The organism is Streptomyces sp. SLBN-8D4, assembly GCF_049739545.1.
Classification (GTDB): Bacteria; Actinomycetota; Actinomycetes; order Streptomycetales; family Streptomycetaceae; genus Streptomyces; species Streptomyces canus_C.
The window spans coordinates 7,600,136-7,615,267 of record NZ_JBMGQC010000001.1; the positions used below are offsets into that span (position 1 = coordinate 7,600,136).

At 72.6% G+C, this 15,132-nt stretch carries 10 protein-coding genes; 7 read left to right on the top strand and 3 right to left on the bottom strand.

The genetic code is table 11. The features are described from left to right. The first annotated feature begins 96 nt into the window (after positions 1–96). The 3 genes from recN (at position 97) to RKD20_RS34555 (ending at position 3,887) form a co-directional block, all read left to right on the top strand. The gene (gene recN, locus RKD20_RS34545) at positions 97–1,815 is read left to right on the top strand and encodes a DNA repair protein RecN (RefSeq protein ID WP_424883385.1); all 1,719 of its coding nucleotides are present in this window, start codon (positions 97–99) and stop codon (positions 1,813–1,815) included. Positions 1,816–1,859: 44 nt separating this feature from the next. After that, the gene (locus RKD20_RS34550; protein ID WP_424883386.1) at positions 1,860–2,570 is read left to right on the top strand and encodes a hypothetical protein; all 711 of its coding nucleotides are present in this window, start codon (positions 1,860–1,862) and stop codon (positions 2,568–2,570) included. A gap of 180 nt (positions 2,571–2,750) precedes the next feature. Further along, complete coding sequence (locus tag RKD20_RS34555) at positions 2,751–3,887, top strand: glycosyltransferase family 4 protein (protein WP_424881133.1); 1,137 nt, start codon at positions 2,751–2,753, stop codon at positions 3,885–3,887. An 18-nt stretch (positions 3,888–3,905) separates the two neighbouring features. Here the strand turns inward: RKD20_RS34555 and RKD20_RS34560 are convergent, their stop codons facing one another. Further along, positions 3,906–5,546 carry a PucR family transcriptional regulator gene (locus tag RKD20_RS34560; RefSeq protein ID WP_424881134.1) on the bottom strand — a complete coding sequence of 547 codons (1,641 nt, stop codon included), beginning with the start codon at positions 5,544–5,546 and terminating at the stop codon, positions 3,906–3,908. 54 nt (positions 5,547–5,600) lie between these two features. Here RKD20_RS34560 and RKD20_RS34565 point away from each other — a divergent pair, with 54 nt between their 5' ends. Continuing rightward, positions 5,601–6,560: an LLM class F420-dependent oxidoreductase gene (locus RKD20_RS34565; RefSeq protein WP_424881135.1), complete on the top strand. Its 960-nt coding sequence runs from the start codon at positions 5,601–5,603 to the stop codon at positions 6,558–6,560. On the opposite strand, the gene RKD20_RS34570 is transcribed toward RKD20_RS34565, so the two are convergent. Together RKD20_RS34570 and RKD20_RS34575 are read right to left on the bottom strand one after the other, a co-directional pair. Beyond that, a complete protein-coding gene (locus RKD20_RS34570) occupies positions 6,547–7,929 on the bottom strand; it encodes an FAD-binding oxidoreductase (protein ID WP_424881136.1) in 1,383 nt (460 codons plus the stop codon). The genes RKD20_RS34565 and RKD20_RS34570 overlap by 14 nt on opposite strands. 109 nt (positions 7,930–8,038) lie before the next feature. Continuing rightward, positions 8,039–9,841, bottom strand: coding sequence for a glycoside hydrolase family 15 protein (locus RKD20_RS34575; RefSeq protein ID WP_424883387.1), 1,803 nt, complete (start codon positions 9,839–9,841; stop codon positions 8,039–8,041). Between the two features lie 471 nt (positions 9,842–10,312). On the opposite strand from RKD20_RS34575, the gene RKD20_RS34580 reads away from it, so the two are divergent. From RKD20_RS34580 to RKD20_RS34590, 3 genes are all read left to right on the top strand, one after another. Then, positions 10,313–11,977 carry a CTP synthase gene (locus RKD20_RS34580; protein WP_020117892.1) on the top strand — a complete coding sequence of 555 codons (1,665 nt, stop codon included), beginning with the start codon at positions 10,313–10,315 and terminating at the stop codon, positions 11,975–11,977. An 85-nt stretch (positions 11,978–12,062) separates the two neighbouring features. Continuing rightward, positions 12,063–12,689: an NUDIX domain-containing protein gene (locus tag RKD20_RS34585; protein ID WP_424881137.1), complete on the top strand. Its 627-nt coding sequence runs from the start codon at positions 12,063–12,065 to the stop codon at positions 12,687–12,689. Between the two features lie 284 nt (positions 12,690–12,973). Beyond that, positions 12,974–15,037, top strand: a complete 2,064-nt coding sequence (locus RKD20_RS34590; protein ID WP_424881138.1) for a tetratricopeptide repeat protein — start codon at positions 12,974–12,976, stop codon at positions 15,035–15,037. Positions 15,038–15,132 lie beyond the last annotated feature (95 nt).

The following is a 15,132-nucleotide window of genomic DNA, read 5'->3' on the forward strand; positions in this document are numbered from 1 at the left end:
GCCCCGCGCCCCTGAAAAACCTCCACTCGCCCGAGTGACAGGGGGCCTCGCATCTCGTCCGCCCGACCTCGTAAGGTCTTCACCGTGCTGGAAGAGATGCGGATACGGTCGCTCGGAGTCATCGATGACGCCGTCGTCGAGCTGTCGCCCGGGTTCACCGCTGTCACGGGTGAGACGGGTGCGGGCAAGACCATGGTGGTCACCAGCCTGGGGCTGTTGCTCGGTGGGCGGGCTGACGCGGCGCTCGTGCGGATCGGGGCCGAGAAGGCGGTCGTGGAGGGGCGCATCACCGTGTCCCCGGGCGACTCCGTCGTCGTACGGGCCGAGGAGGCCGGGGCGGAGCTCGACGACGGGGCGCTGTTGATCAGCCGTACCGTTTCCGCCGAAGGGCGGTCCCGGGCGCATCTGGGCGGACGGTCGGTGCCCGTGGGAGTGCTCGCGGAGCTCGCCGACGAGCTGGTCGCCGTCCACGGGCAGACCGACCAGCAGGGGCTGCTCAAGCTGAACCGGCAGCGCCAGGCGCTCGACCGGTACGCGGGGGACGCCGTCGCCGTGCCGCTGGCCAAGTACACGGAGGCCTACCGGCGGCTGCGGGCCGTCTCCGTCGAGCTGGACGAGATCGTCACGCGCGCGCGTGAGCGGGCCCAGGAAGCCGACATGCTGCGGTACGGGCTCGACGAGATCGCCGGAGTGGAGCCACGGGCCGGTGAGGACGTCGAGCTGGCGGAGGAGGCGGAGCGGCTGGGACATGCCGAGGCGCTGTCGTCCGCGGCCACGGCCGCGCACTCCGCCCTCGCCGGGAACCCCGAGGATCCCGAGGGGATCGACGCGGCGACGCTCGTGGCGGGCGCTCAGCGGGCTCTGGAGGCCGTGCGGTCGTACGATCCCGCCCTGGCCGCGCTCGCCGACCGGATCGGGGAGATCGGGATCCTGCTGGGTGATGTGGCCGGGGAGCTCGCGGGATACGCCGACGACCTGGACGCCGATCCGCTGCGGCTGTCGGCGGTCGAGGAGCGGCGGGCCGCGCTCACCGCGCTGACGCGGAAGTACGGCGAGGACGTGGCCGCCGTGATCACGTGGGCCGAGCAGAGTGCCGCGCGACTCACCGAACTGGACGGCGACGACGAACGGATCGACGAGCTGACCGCCGAGCGGGACGCGCTCAGGGCCGAACTGGGCGGGCTGGCGCAGGCGCTGACGGATGCGCGAACGGAGGCCGCGGAGAGGTTTGCGGCGGCGGTGACGGCAGAGCTGGCGTCGCTGGCGATGCCCCACGCGCGCGTGTCCTTCGCCATCCGGCAGACCGAGGACCCGGACGGCGTGGAGGTCGGCGGGCGCGCGGTCGCCTACGGACCGGCCGGCGTGGACGAGGTCGAGCTGCTGCTCGCCCCGCATCCGGGTGCGCCGCCGCGGCCCATCGCCAAGGGCGCGTCCGGCGGTGAGCTCTCGCGCGTGATGCTGGCCGTCGAGGTCGTGTTCGCCGGGACGGACCCGGTGCCGACCTATCTCTTCGACGAGGTCGACGCCGGCGTCGGCGGCAAGGCGGCGGTCGAGATCGGGCGGCGCCTCGCGCGGCTCGCGAAGACCGCGCAGGTCGTGGTGGTGACCCACCTGCCCCAGGTCGCGGCCTTCGCCGACCGGCAGTTGCTGGTCGAGAAGACCAACGACGGGTCCGTCACCCGCTCCGGTGTGAAGGTGCTGGAGGGCGAGGAGCGGGTGCGCGAGCTGTCCCGGATGCTCGCCGGGCAGGAGGACTCGGAGACGGCCCGGGCGCACGCGGAGGAGTTGCTGGCCACCGCCAGGGCGGACGCGTGAGGGGTACGTCCCTGGGACTCACCGCCGCCCTGACGCGGGCCGGCATGGCCGCCCTGCGCGCCAGGGCGCCGGGCGGGCGGGAGCGGTGGGAGCGGAAGAACTACGCCGGGCGGTCGGTCGAGTTGTACGCCGGGCCCGCGGCCGCCCTGGCGGTGGCCCTGGGCGCGGGACGGGTATGGCCCGCCGCGGGGATGGCCGTCGCGGTCGCCGGGCTCTGCGGGGCGTACGACGACCTCGCCGGGGACCACCGGCGGGGGTTCCGGGCACATCTGGGCGCGCTGCGGGACGGCGAAGTCACCAGTGGGGCCGTCAAGTTGTTCGGGATCTCGGCGGCCGGGCTGGTCGCGGGCGCGCTGATGAAGGAGCGGGTCGTCGACAGGGCGCTCGCGGGTGTGGTGATCGCCGGGGCCGCGCACCTCGTCAACCTCGTGGATGTACGGCCCGGTCGGGCGGCCGGTGCGGTGGTCGTGCTCGGGGTGCCCGGGATGGTGCGGTCGGAGCTGGCCGCCGTGGCCGTGGGCGCGGCGGTCGCCGTGCTGCCGGACGACCTCTCCGAGCGCGTGATGATCGGGGATGCGGGGGCGCACGCTCTGGGGGCGGCGTTGGGAGCGGCTGTCGTCGCCGGAAACGGGAGGGCGGGGCTCCTTCTGCACGCTGCCGCAGTGGTCGCCGCGGCTGTCTGCGGGGATCAGGTGAGTCGTGTGTCGGCTGTGGGCCGTCTTCAGGTCGGAAGAGGGGTTCCGTCACTCTTGTGAGTGACCCCGACTCGCCGCACACACCCTTCCCCCATTCGCCGCATGCACGGAACACCCGTACGTCCTGGCATCCTTGGCAGAGAACCCATCACGCGTAGGAAGCGCGCGGTACACCCCTCCGCTCGGCACCTTCTGTACGTTTCCTCGTGACCGCCCGACCCGAACCAGGAGCCCGGCCACGTGACCCCCGTGAGCAGCCACTCACCGCACGGCCAGTCGCCGCTGCGCACCGTGCAGGTGCTGGGCGGAGGCAATGCCGTCAGCAGCGCGCATGTGCGCTCCCTGACCTCGGGGCTCGTGGCGCGGGGCGTGCGGGTCACGGTGTGCGCCCCGGCTGAGGCGGATCGCTCCTACGACTTCTCCGGGGCCGGTGCCGAACACGTGCACGTGCCGCGCAGCAGCGACCCGACCTCCGTGGCCGTGCTGCGGGCGGCGTGCGCGGACGCCCATCTGGTACATGCGCACGGGCTGCACGCCTCGTTCCGCGCCGTGCTCGCGCTCAGCGGGCGCCGGACCCCGCTCGTCGTCACCTGGCACGACCGGGCGTACGCCGAGGGGGCGCGGGCCCATTTCGTGCGCCTTCTGGAACGGCGGGTCGTGAAGGCGGCTTCCGTGGTGCTCGGGTCCACCTCCGCGCTCGTGGACCGGGCCCGCAGGACCGGCGCCCGGGACGCGCGGCTCGCCGCCGTCGCCCTGCCCGGGTCGCGCGCGGTCGTCGAGCAGGAGGATCCCGACCGGCTGCGGCCCAAGGTGCGGGCCGAACTCGGTGCCATCGGGCGGCCCTTGCTGGTGGCGGTGGGCGCCCTGGAGCGGCACAAGGGCTACGAGACGCTGCTGGACGCCACCCGCGCGTGGCGCCTTCTCGACCCCGTGCCCCTGGTCGTCGTCGCGGGGGAGGGACAGCTGCGGGCGGTCCTGCAGGGCCGTATCGAGGACGAGGGGCTGCCGGTTCGGCTCCTCGGACGGCGCGACGACATCTCCGAACTGCTCACCGCCGCCGATCTCGCGCTCCTGCCCAGCCGTTGGGAGGCGCGCTCGGTGCTCGCCCAGGAGGCCCTCCACGCGCGCGTGCCGCTCGTCGCGACCGAGGTCGGCGGCATCCCCGAACTCGTCGGCGACGCGGCCGAACTCGTCCCGTACGGCGACCCGGAGGCGCTCGCAGCCGCCGTCGTACGGCTGCTCGGTGATCCCGAGCGCCGGGAGCTGCTGAAGGAGCGAGGGGTGCGACAGGCGGCGACCTGGCCGACCGAGGACGAGACCGTGGCGCAAGTTCTCAGTGTCTACGACGAGTTGACCCAGCCCCTGCCGCTCATCTGAAAGGGCGCCCGGGACGAGCTAGGGCACGAGCCGGCGTGCCCGCAGCGCCAGGCTCAACGCCAGTACCGTCTGCGGGTCGTCGAGGTCCGTGCCCAGCAACTCGCCGATGCGGGCGAGGCGGTTGTAGAGGGTCTGCCGGTTGAGGTGGAGCTCACGGGCCGTCTCCGCCTTGCGGCCCGCGTGCGCCAGATAGGTCTGCAGGGTCGGCAGCAAAGGAGGCTTGGAGCGGTCGTCGTGGGCGCGCAGCGGGCCGATGGCGCGGTCCACGAAGGCCGCGAGGTCCGGGTGGTCGCGCAGCCGCCACAGCAGCAGGTCGATGTCGAGGCGCCGGGCGTCGTACCAGGGGCGGTCCGACAGGCCCTGCGCCGCCGTCGCCGTCTCGGCCGCGTGCCGCAGGCTCGCCGAGGCCGCCGCCCAGCCGCCGGCGACTCCGACGACCACGACCGGTGGCTGGGCGCCCGGGCGTTGCATCCCGGCCCGCTCCACGCCCGCCCGCAGCGCCGCCGCGACCCGGTCCGCGACCGCCGACCGCTCCGACTCCGAGCGCAGACCGAGCAGGACCAGCACCCGGCCCTCGACGGGTCGCACGCCCAGCAGGACCGGCACGCCGACCGAGGCCAGCTCCTCGGAGACCGCCCGGGCCAGCACCGCCCAGCCCCCGCCGGGCGAGAGAGCGTCGCCGAGCCGCATCACCACCGGCAGCAGCGGGCCGGCGCCCGGCTTGAAGCCCAGCACACGCGCCTGTGCCGGTGCGTCCTCAGGGGTGATGCGGCCCTCGGCGAGGTCGGTCAGGAAGTCGCCGCGGCCGCGGGCCGCCAGCTCCTCCTCCTGGCGGGCCTGCATCAGGACGACGGCCAGGATGCCCGCGGCGCGCTCGGCCGCCATGCGGTGCACGGGGGCCAGCGGGGCCCGTACCGGAAGCAGGACCAGCCGCGCCCGCACCGAACCCGCACCGGGCCCGCCCCCGGGCACGTCCACGAGAGCCGAGCCGGACGGCGGGGTGTCCTTGTGCTGGCCCCGCAGCCCCTCCCAGACCTGCAGTGGGTCGGCGCCCTCGGGGCCCTCCCCGGCCGCGTACAGGAGCTGCCCGTCCGTCGTCTCCAGGAAGACCGGGTTGCCGCTGAAGTCGGCCAGGATGCCCAGGACCTGCGGGATGCCGCCACCGCCCAGCAGGGCGTCGGTACAGCGGCGGTGCACCTCCTCGGCCCGCTGGAGCAGCGCGTAGTGGCCGTTGACGATCTCGGTGTGGATCTCCTCGGTGACGGCCACGAACGGCACCTCGCGGTGCAGTTGGACGAGCGGCAGGCCGTTCGTGCGGGCCGTGTCGACGAGGGCCGCGGGCAGCCGCGTGAAACGCGGACCGAGCTCGACGACCAGGGCCGCGATGCCGCGCTCGGCCAGGGTGCGCACGAACGCGCGCTGTTCGGCCGGACGGGTGCCGAGCCCGTAGCCGGTGGTCAGCAGCAGCTCGCCGCCCTTCAGCAGGGAAGCGATGTTCGGCACCTCGCCCGCGTGCACCCAGCGCACGGTCCGGTGCAGCCGGTCCGCGCCCGCGAGGATCTCCGGGAGGCCGCTGCGCAGACCGGGCAGCTCCAGCGCGCGCTGCACGGTGATCCCGGCGCCCTGGGTGTCGAAACCGCTGTTCGTGCCGCTGTCCATGAGCCGGACGCTACCCGAGGCGTGCGCCGTGGGGCGGCGGGGTAGCGGCCGCGCATGGACTTCAGTGTGGTGGCCGTGGCACGGGAGGACGACAGTCCGGTCGAGGAGCCGCTCAGGGTGGCGGTGGCCGCCGACCGGCTCGGGTACCGGGAGGTGTGGGCGGGGGAGGGCCCGACGTGGGACTCCTTCGTCCTCGCCACCGCGATCGGACGGGCCACCGAGCGGGTCGCGCTGACCGCTGGGCCGGTCCCGGTGAACGTGCGCGACCCGTACACCACGGCCCGCGGTGCCGCTTCGGTCGCGGCCCTCGTCGGCCGCCCGGTCGGGGTGGCCCTGGGCACGTCCAGCAAGCGGGTGGTCGAGGGCGTGCACGACCGGCCCCGGGCGCGGCCCGCCGCCGTACTGGAGGAGCAGGCGGCGGCCGTACGACGGTTTCTGCACGCTTCTCCGGGTGAACCGGTCGTGCCCGGCAGCCCCTTCCGCCGCCGTCTGCCACCGCCCGGCGGGCCGCTCACCGTCGCCGCGTTCGGGCCGCGGGCGATCGCCACGGCCGCCGCGCACGCCGACCGCATGCTGCTGGACGTGGTCTCCCCGGAGCAGGTGCGGGCGCTCCGCGCGGAGCTGGACGCGGCGGCGGCCCGGAAGGCGGGCCGTACGTCGCCCGTGCTCGCCGCCTGGCTGCCGGCAGCCGTCGACCCCGACCCGCGGTCGCTCGCGCAGGTGCTGGGCAGCATCGCCGGATACCTGACCGTGCCGGGCTACCGCGAGGTCTTCGCCGAGGCCGGGTTCGGGGACGCGGTGGCGCTCGCCGCGAGCGGGGCGGACCGGGAGACCCTGGTGCGGGCCCTGCCCGCGGCGGCCGCGGGCGCGGTCGGACTGGTGGGCGGCCCGGACGCCGTACGGGCGCGGATCGACGCCTACGCGGCGGCCGGCCTCGACGAGATTGCCCTCGTGCCCGCGACGGCGGGGGACCCGGGCGGCGAACGCACGCTGGCGGCGCTCAGGCCGGCGTGATGTTGTGGTTGAAGCGGAACACGTTGTCCGGGTCGTACCGGCGCTTCACCTCGGACAACCGCCGGGTGTTCTCGGTGCCGACACCGGCTACCACCCGGTCCGCGCCCTCGTCGCCGATGAAGTTGAGGTAGACCGCGCCGGTGCTCCACGGCTGGACCTCGGTGCGTACGTCCCGGACCCACCGGACGCAGCGCTCGTCGTCCGCCGGGTCCTCCCAGATCCCGAAGGGATGCACGACCCACTGCGCGTCCCGGTACGGCACCGGGAACTCGCGTGGCCCGTCGGCGATCGCCCCACCGAGCGGGAAGAGGACGTGCTGGGTGCCGGTCGGCACCGGCAGGGCGTCCGCGCGGGCGCAGAACGCGTCCACGAAGTCGTCCGGCGCGCCGGTGAGATACTCCGCCGACCAGTAGTTCCGCATCCCGGGCGGATCGTCGAGCATGCACTGGACATCGGCGTACGGCATCGCCCCGACGATCTCCGTCACATGCGGCAGTGCCAGCAGCGGCTCGGCCGTCTTGCGCAGCTCCGCCTCCCCGCCGGCGTACGTCAGCAGGGCGCCGCACAGGAGGGTGCCGACCAGGTGCGGCGGTACGAACTCCTCGGGCGGGCCGGTGAAATAGAGCACGCCGCCCGATGCCTGGTCCGGACCTGCCGCGATGACGTCGCGGAAGGTGCGCGTGACCTCGGGGCCGAACTCCGGGAGGTGCAGCAGCAGGGCGATGGAGAACTCGGGCAGTTCGTGCAGCTTCAGCGTCAGCGCGGTCGCGATACCGAAGTTGCCGCCGCCGCCGTGCAGGGCCCAGAACAGGTCCGGGTGCTCGTCGGCGCTCGCGTGGACGCGCTCGCCGTCCGCGGTGACCAGGTCGACGCCGAGCAGGTTGTCGACGGCCAGCCCGCACCAGCGGTCCAGCCAGCCGGAGCCACCGCCCAGGACGAAGCCGCCGACGCCGGTGGTGGAGGCCCGGCCGCCGGTGGTGGCGAGGTGGTGGGGCTCGCAGGCCCGGTCCAGATCGCTCATCGTGGCGCCGCCCGCGACCCGGGCCGCCTCGGCCGCGGGATTGACGACGACCGCACGCATGTGGCGCAGATCGACGACCAGACCGCCGTCGTTGACCGCCATGCCCGCCACGCTGTGCCCGCCGCCGCGTACCGCGATCGGCAGGTCCAGGTCACGGCCGAAGCGCACGGCCCGTACGACGTCGTCCTCGTCCACGCACTGCGCGATCACCGCGGGCCTGCGGTCGATCATCACGTTGAAGACGGTCCGGGCCTCGTCGTAGCCCGGATCGTCCGGGGCGAACACGTCGCCGGCCAGATCCTCGCGCAGCGCGGAGAGTGCCGCGCCCGCCTTCGACGGGGATGCCATGAGGCGCCCCCTTTCGTGCAGGGGCTGATGGGTCCCAGCCTAGGCGGGCAGCGGCCCGCGGTCCTGTTCGGCCGCAGGCCGTCACGGCCTCGTAAGAACTCGTGCGGGCTCAGCCGCCGTACGCCCCCGACGCCGTCAGACGCAGGGCCGTGTCGATGAGCGGGACGTGGCTGAAGGCCTGCGGGAAGTTGCCGACCTGGCGCTTGAGGCGCGGGTCCCACTCCTCGGCGAGCAGACCGAGGTCGTTGCGCAGGGCCAGCAGCTTCTCGAAGAGCTTGCGGGCCTCGTCCACGCGGCCGATCATCGCGAGATCGTCCGCCATCCAGAACGAGCAGGCCAGGAAGGCCCCTTCGTCGCCGGGGAGGCCGTCGACGTTCTCGTCGCCGCTGGTGGTCGGGTAGCGCAGGATGAAGCCGTCCGACGTGGACAGCTCGCGCTGGATCGCCTCGATGGTGCCGATGACCCGCTTGTCGTCCGGCGGCAGGAAGCCCATCTGCGGGATCAGCAGCAGGGAGGCGTCCAGCTCCTTGGAGCCGTAGGACTGCGTGAAGGTGTTGCGTTCCTTGTCGTAGCCCTTCTCGCACACGTCCCGGTGGATGTCGTCGCGCAGTTCGCGCCACTTCTCCAGCGGGCCGTCCGCGTCTCCGGACTCGATCAGCTTGATGGTGCGGTCGACGGCGACCCAGGCCATCACCTTGGAGTGCACGAAGTGGCGGCGCGGGCCGCGCACCTCCCAGATGCCCTCGTCCGGCTCGTCCCAGTGCTGCTCCAGGTAGCGGATCAGCTTGAGCTGGAGCAGGGAGGCGTAGTCGTTGCGCGACAGGCCCGTCATGTGGGCCAGGTGCAGGGCCTCGGTGACCTCGCCGTACACGTCGAGCTGGAGCTGGTGCGCGGCGCCGTTGCCGACCCGGACCGGCGCGGAGTTCTCGTAACCCGGCAGCCAGTCCAGCTCGGCCTCGCCCAGTTCCCGCTCGCCCGCGATGCCGTACATGATCTGCAGGTTCTCGGGGTCGCCTGCGACGGCCCGCAGGAGCCACTCGCGCCAGGCGCGGGCCTCCTCGCGGTAGCCGGTGCGCAGCAGCGAGGACAGGGTGATGGCCGCGTCGCGCAGCCAGGTGTAGCGGTAGTCCCAGTTGCGGACGCCGCCGATGTCCTCGGGCAGGGAGGTCGTGGGGGCCGCCACGATGCCGCCGGTGGGGGCGTACGTCAGCGCCTTGAGGGTGATCAGCGAGCGGATCACCGCCTCGCGGTACGGGCCGTGGTACGTGCAGTGCTCGACCCACTCGCGCCAGAAGTCCTCGGTCGCCTCCAGCGACTGCTCGGGCTCCGGGAGCGGGGGCGGCTGCTTGTGCGAGGGCTCCCAGGAGATGGTGAAGGCGATCCGGTCGCCCGGGGCGACCGTGAAGTCCGAGTACGTCGTCAGGGCCTTGCCGTACGTCTCGCAGTCGGTGTCGAACCACACCGAGTCCGGGCCCGCCACCGCGACCGTGCGCCCCTCGTGCTTGTGGACCCACGGCACGACACGGCCGTACGAGAAACGCATCCGCAGGGCCGAGCGCATGGGCACGCGGCCCGAGACGCCCTCCACGATCCGGATGAGCTGGGGAGCGCCGTCACGCGGGGGCATGAAATCGGTCACCCGGACCGTGCCGCGTGAGGTGTCCCACTCGGATTCCAGGATCAGGGAGTCGCCGCGGTAGGTGCGCCGGGCCGCGGTGGGCGGCTCGGCGTCGGCCGCGTGCGCGGGGCCGAGCCGCCAGAAGCCGTGTTCCTCGGTGCCCAGCAGGCCGGCGAAGATGGCATGCGAGTCGAAGCGGGGCAGGCACAGCCAGTCCACCGTGCCGTCCCGGCAGACCAGGGCTGCGGTCTGCATGTCTCCGATGAGTGCGTAGTCTTCGATGCGCCCGGCCACGTGCAACTCCAGTCGAACGGCCACGTCACCCCCTCAAGGAAAGAGGGGGCTGTCGCTTGGTGCGGTCAAGGGGGTCGTTGTAATGCGTCGTTGAGCGGTGAAGCAAAACAGTCCTGCCGCTGTGAGGCAAAACGACAACTGTTGCTCAACGAACTGACGAGCTCTCGTTGTTCCGGCACTTACGGGTGGGGGTGGTCCCGAGTTTCCGGCCGGGCTCGGCAGTGAGTGTCCGAGCAGGATACGACGCACGTAGATGATCTGTGTGCCGCTCCGGGCAACGCGGCTGGGCCGAACGGGTGAGCAACGGGTGAGAAGCGGGTGCGTTCGTGCGGGTCCGTGTCCGTGTGTGTGCGGAGCGTGGCCGGAAGCCATCTCCCCGAGGCGCTGATACCCTGGTAGCCCGTGGACCGGTGGGCGTCTGACCCCCGAACCGCACCTCCAGATCGCGACCACGGGAGCCCCCTCTTGGCCATGACCGCTGCTTTTCGAAACAGCACAGCCACGACGACCAAGCACATCTTCGTCACTGGGGGTGTCGCTTCCTCGCTCGGCAAGGGACTGACGGCCTCCAGCCTCGGCATGCTGCTCAAGGCGCGGGGCCTGCGCGTCGTGATGCAGAAGCTCGACCCGTACCTCAACGTCGACCCGGGCACGATGAACCCCTTCCAGCACGGTGAGGTGTTCGTCACCAACGACGGCGCCGAGACCGACCTGGACATCGGCCACTACGAGCGCTTCCTCGACCGGGACCTCGACGGCTCCGCCAACGTCACCACCGGCCAGGTGTACAACACGGTGATCGCCAAGGAGCGGCGCGGCGAGTACCTGGGCGACACCGTGCAGGTCATCCCGCACATCACCAACGAGATCAAGCACCGCATCCGGCGCATGGCGACCGACGAGGTCGATGTCGTCATCACCGAGGTCGGCGGCACGGTCGGCGACATCGAGTCGCTGCCGTTCCTGGAGACGGTCCGCCAGGTCCGTCACGAGGTCGGCCGTGACAACGTCTTCGTCGTCCACATTTCCCTCCTGCCGTACATCGGCCCGTCGGGAGAGCTGAAGACGAAGCCGACCCAGCACTCGGTTGCGGCCCTGCGCAACATCGGTATCCAGCCGGACGCCATCGTGCTGCGCTGCGACCGCGAGGTCCCGACCGCCATCAAGCGCAAGATCTCGCTGATGTGCGACGTCGACGAGGCCGCCGTGGTGGCCTGCCCCGACGCCCGATCGATCTACGACATCCCGAAGACCGTGCACGGTGAGGGCCTGGACGCCTATGTCGTCCGCAAGCTGGACCTGCCGTTCCGGGACGTGGACTGGACGACCTGGGACGACCTGCTCGACCGCGTCCACAACCCCGACCACGAGATCACCCTCGCCCTGGTCGGCAAGTACATCGACCTGCCCGACGCCTACCTCTCGGTCACCGAGGCGCTGCGCGCGGGCGGCTTCGCCAACAAGGCCCGCGTCAAGATCAAGTGGGTCACCTCCGACGACTGCAAGACCCCGGCCGGCGCCAAGGCGCAGCTCGAGGACGTCGACGGCATCTGCATTCCGGGCGGCTTCGGCGACCGCGGTGTGCTCGGCAAGGTCGGCGCGATCAAGTACGCCCGCGAGAACAGGATCCCGCTGCTCGGCCTCTGCCTCGGCCTGCAGTGCATCGTGATCGAGGCCGCGCGCAACCTCGCCGACATCCCGGACGCCAACTCCACCGAGTTCGACTCGGCCACCGGCCACCCGGTCATCTCCACCATGGCCGAACAGCTCGACATCGTCGCCGGCGAGGGCGACATGGGCGGCACCATGCGACTCGGCATGTACCCGGCCAAGCTCGCCGAGGGCTCCATCGTCCGTGAGGTGTACGACGGCAAGGAGTACGTCGAGGAGCGGCACCGGCACCGCTACGAGGTCAACAACGCGTACCGCGCCGAGCTCGAAAAGAAGGCGGGCATCCTGTTTTCCGGCACCTCGCCGGACGGCAAGCTCGTCGAGTACGTCGAGTACCCGCGCGACGTCCACCCGTACCTGGTCGCCACGCAGGCCCACCCCGAGCTGCGCTCGCGCCCGACCAGGCCGCACCCGCTGTTCGCCGGCCTGGTGAAGGCGGCGGTGGAGCGGCAGAGTTCCAACTAGCACGACAGTTGTACGGTGGCCGGGGCGCGCGCATTCAAAGAGCGAGCGTCCCGGCTTCTTTTGCGCACGTGGGGAAGGACAGGGCATGACGATCGAGGACACCCCGGAGGAGTGGGAGATCCGGGCGACGAAGACCCCCTTCGTGGGCAACAAGACCTCCGTCCGCACGGACGAGGTGGTCATGCCCGACGGCTCGGTGGTCGGCCGCGACTACCAGGTCCACCCGGGCTCGGTGGGCGTCCTCGCCCTCGACGACGAGGACCGGGTCCTGCTCATCCGGCAGTACCGGCACCCCGTACGGCAGAAGCTGTGGGAGATCCCGGCGGGGCTGCTGGACGTGCCCGGTGAGAACCCGCTGCACGCGGCCCAGCGCGAGCTGTACGAGGAGGCGCACGTCAAGGCGGAGGACTGGCGGGTGCTGACCGATGTCTACACCTCGCCGGGGGGCTGCGACGAGGCGATCCGGATCTTCCTGGCCCGGGGGCTGTCCGAGGCCGACGGCGAGCGCTTCGAGGTCGAGCACGAGGAGATCGACCTGGAGTACGCGCGCGTGCCGGTCGCCGAGCTGGTGCGGGGAGTGCTGGCGGGAGAGCTGCACAACAACTGCCTGGTGGTGGGGGTCCTGTCGTTGGCCGCCGCGCGGGCCTCCGGCGGGTTGGACGGGTTGCGTTCCGCTGAGGCGGAGTGGCCGGCGCGGCCTTTTGAGGCTTGAGTTCTGCGGGGTTCGCCGTTCGGGGTGCGGTTCGTTGCGGGGTGCCGGTCCGTCGTGGCTGGTCGCGCCCCGCGGCGGAGCCGCAAATCGACACAGCCCCGCGCCCCCGCCACCGGTGCTGCCGAATCCGGAGATCCTATGATCCGTTGATCCGATTGAGGGACTCTCGCGGCCCCACCGCCGCGCTCCGCCAGGAACGTTGCACAGCGTGAACTAGGCTCTGAAAAGCCCGAACCGGGGTCACCGGCGGGCTTTGCGCGTGCGGTGGGACGGGAGTGTGGCCCGTGACGGATCAGGCGGTGGACGCAGGCGGCACACGGTTGTCCGGCGAGGACCGATTCCTGGGTCGGACACGGGAGTTGAAGGAGTTGCGCGCCGACATCGAGCGGGCGGGACTCGACACGCTCTCCGGCAGAAAGGCCCCCCGCGCGCGCGTGCTGCTCATCGCGGGGCGCCCCGGGTCCGGCCGTACCGCACTCGCCGAAGAACTCGTCCGGGTGGTCGCTGACCGTTACGACGACGGGGTGCTCCGCGTCCGGCTGAGCGAGCCCGACGGCACCCCCGTACCGGTCGGGAACGCCGCCCGGGAGCTGCTCACCGCGCTCGACGTACGGGCACCCGCCGGAGCCGCGGAGGACGACCTCACGGCGGTGCTGCGCGAGGCCCTCGCCGAGCGTCGCGCGCTGCTCCTGCTCGACGACGCGGTGTCCCCGGAACAGGTGGACGCCCTGCTTCCGGATACCCCGGAGTGCCTGGTCGTGGCCGTGTCGGGAGGTCCGCTGACCGGGATCGCGGACGTCCGTCCGTGCACCCTCGGCGGGCTCGACACCAAGTCCGCGCTGGAGCTGCTGTCCCGGCACACCGGGTCGGTCCGGATCACCGTCGACCCCCGTGCCGCCGAGGGGCTCGTCCAGGAGTGCCAGGGCCACCCCGCCGCGCTGATGCTGGCCGGGGGCTGGCTCGCCGCCCGGCCCAAGGCCGCCGTCTCCGATCTGGCCAAGCAGCTGCATACGGAGAGTGACGAAGGCAGCCCGCTCAGCCGGGTCTTCAAGCTCGTCTACACCTCCCTGCCCGCCGCGGCCGCCCGGACCCTGCGCCTGCTCTCCCTCGCCCCCGCCGGCCTCCTCGACCCGCACACCGCCTCCGCGCTCGCCGGCTGCTCGGTGAGCGGTGCCCGCTCCACCCTCGACGACTTCGTCGGGCTCGGTCTGCTGCACGCCGTGGACTCGCCCCTGCCGCAGTACGAGGTCCCCGGCTGCCTGTACCCCCTGCTCAAGGCCCTCGCCGACAGCCAGGACCGCCCTGCCGAGCTCCAGCTGGCCCGCGCCCGCATGCTGGAGCGGACCGTACGGCTGCTGCAGTCCTCCCGCGCGATCACCGAGACCGACCGTCCCGACGCCCGCGAGAAGCTTCAGGCCATGCCGGACTCGGTGCGCTTCCCGACCCCCCGGGCTGCCGAGGACTGGCTGCGCATCCGCAGGCCGGCCCTGCTCGCCGCGGCCCGCCTCGCGGTCGCCGACGGGGAGCTGGACACCCTGGCCCGGCGCCTGATGTCGCAGCTCGTGCGCACGATGGTGGCCCACTTCGGCATGAAGGCCGCCGCCCCCGACCTCTACGGCATCCACGGCCTCGTCCTGGACGTGGCCGAGCGGCGCGACCTGCCCCGCGAGAAGGCCGCCGCCCTGCTGAACCTCGCCGACCTGGACGCCCAGACCGGCCGCACCCGGGAAGCGCTCACGCGCTATCGGGCGGCCCTGGACGCCGGACGGGAGGCGAACGACCCGTACGCGACCTGCCGCGCGATGGAATCCGTAGGCGGCGCGCATCTGGAGCTCGGGGACTACGACCGGGCCGCCGACTGGTTCGGCCGGGCCCTCGCCCAGCGTCTGGCCCGGGACGAGCGCGCGGAGGCCGCCCGGCTGTACGGCCGTATCGCCGCCGCGCACACCTGTGCGGGCCACTACGGCGAGGCGGTCAGGAACTGGCGGGCCGCGCTCGCCGGACACCGCAAGGAGGGCGATGTCGCGGCCCACGCACGGGCGTTGAGCGAACTCGCCCGGGTCCAGGAGTACGCCGGACACCCCGAGGAGTCGCTGCGCACCTGCCAGGAGGCCGTGGAGTGCGCGCGCCGCGCCGAGGACGTCCGGCTGCTGGCCGCGCTCCAGCTGCGGCTCGCGGACACGCTCGACCGCCTCGGCGATCCGGCGGCCGCTCAGCTGCACCGCGGCGCCGCCGAGCGGCTGCTGGGGGAGGAGCTTTCCCAGGAGGAACCCGCCTCTCAGCAGGCCGAGGATCCGAAACATGATGCTGATGCCTGCGAAATCCGTAGTACATCCGCTGAACATTGATGCAATGAAAGGCTAGACAGCGGGAACACCTTCATTAGACTGGCTCTGCCGCACCTTCTCCTGCGGTGTCTCCTGGTGTGCTCACGCATGCCCGG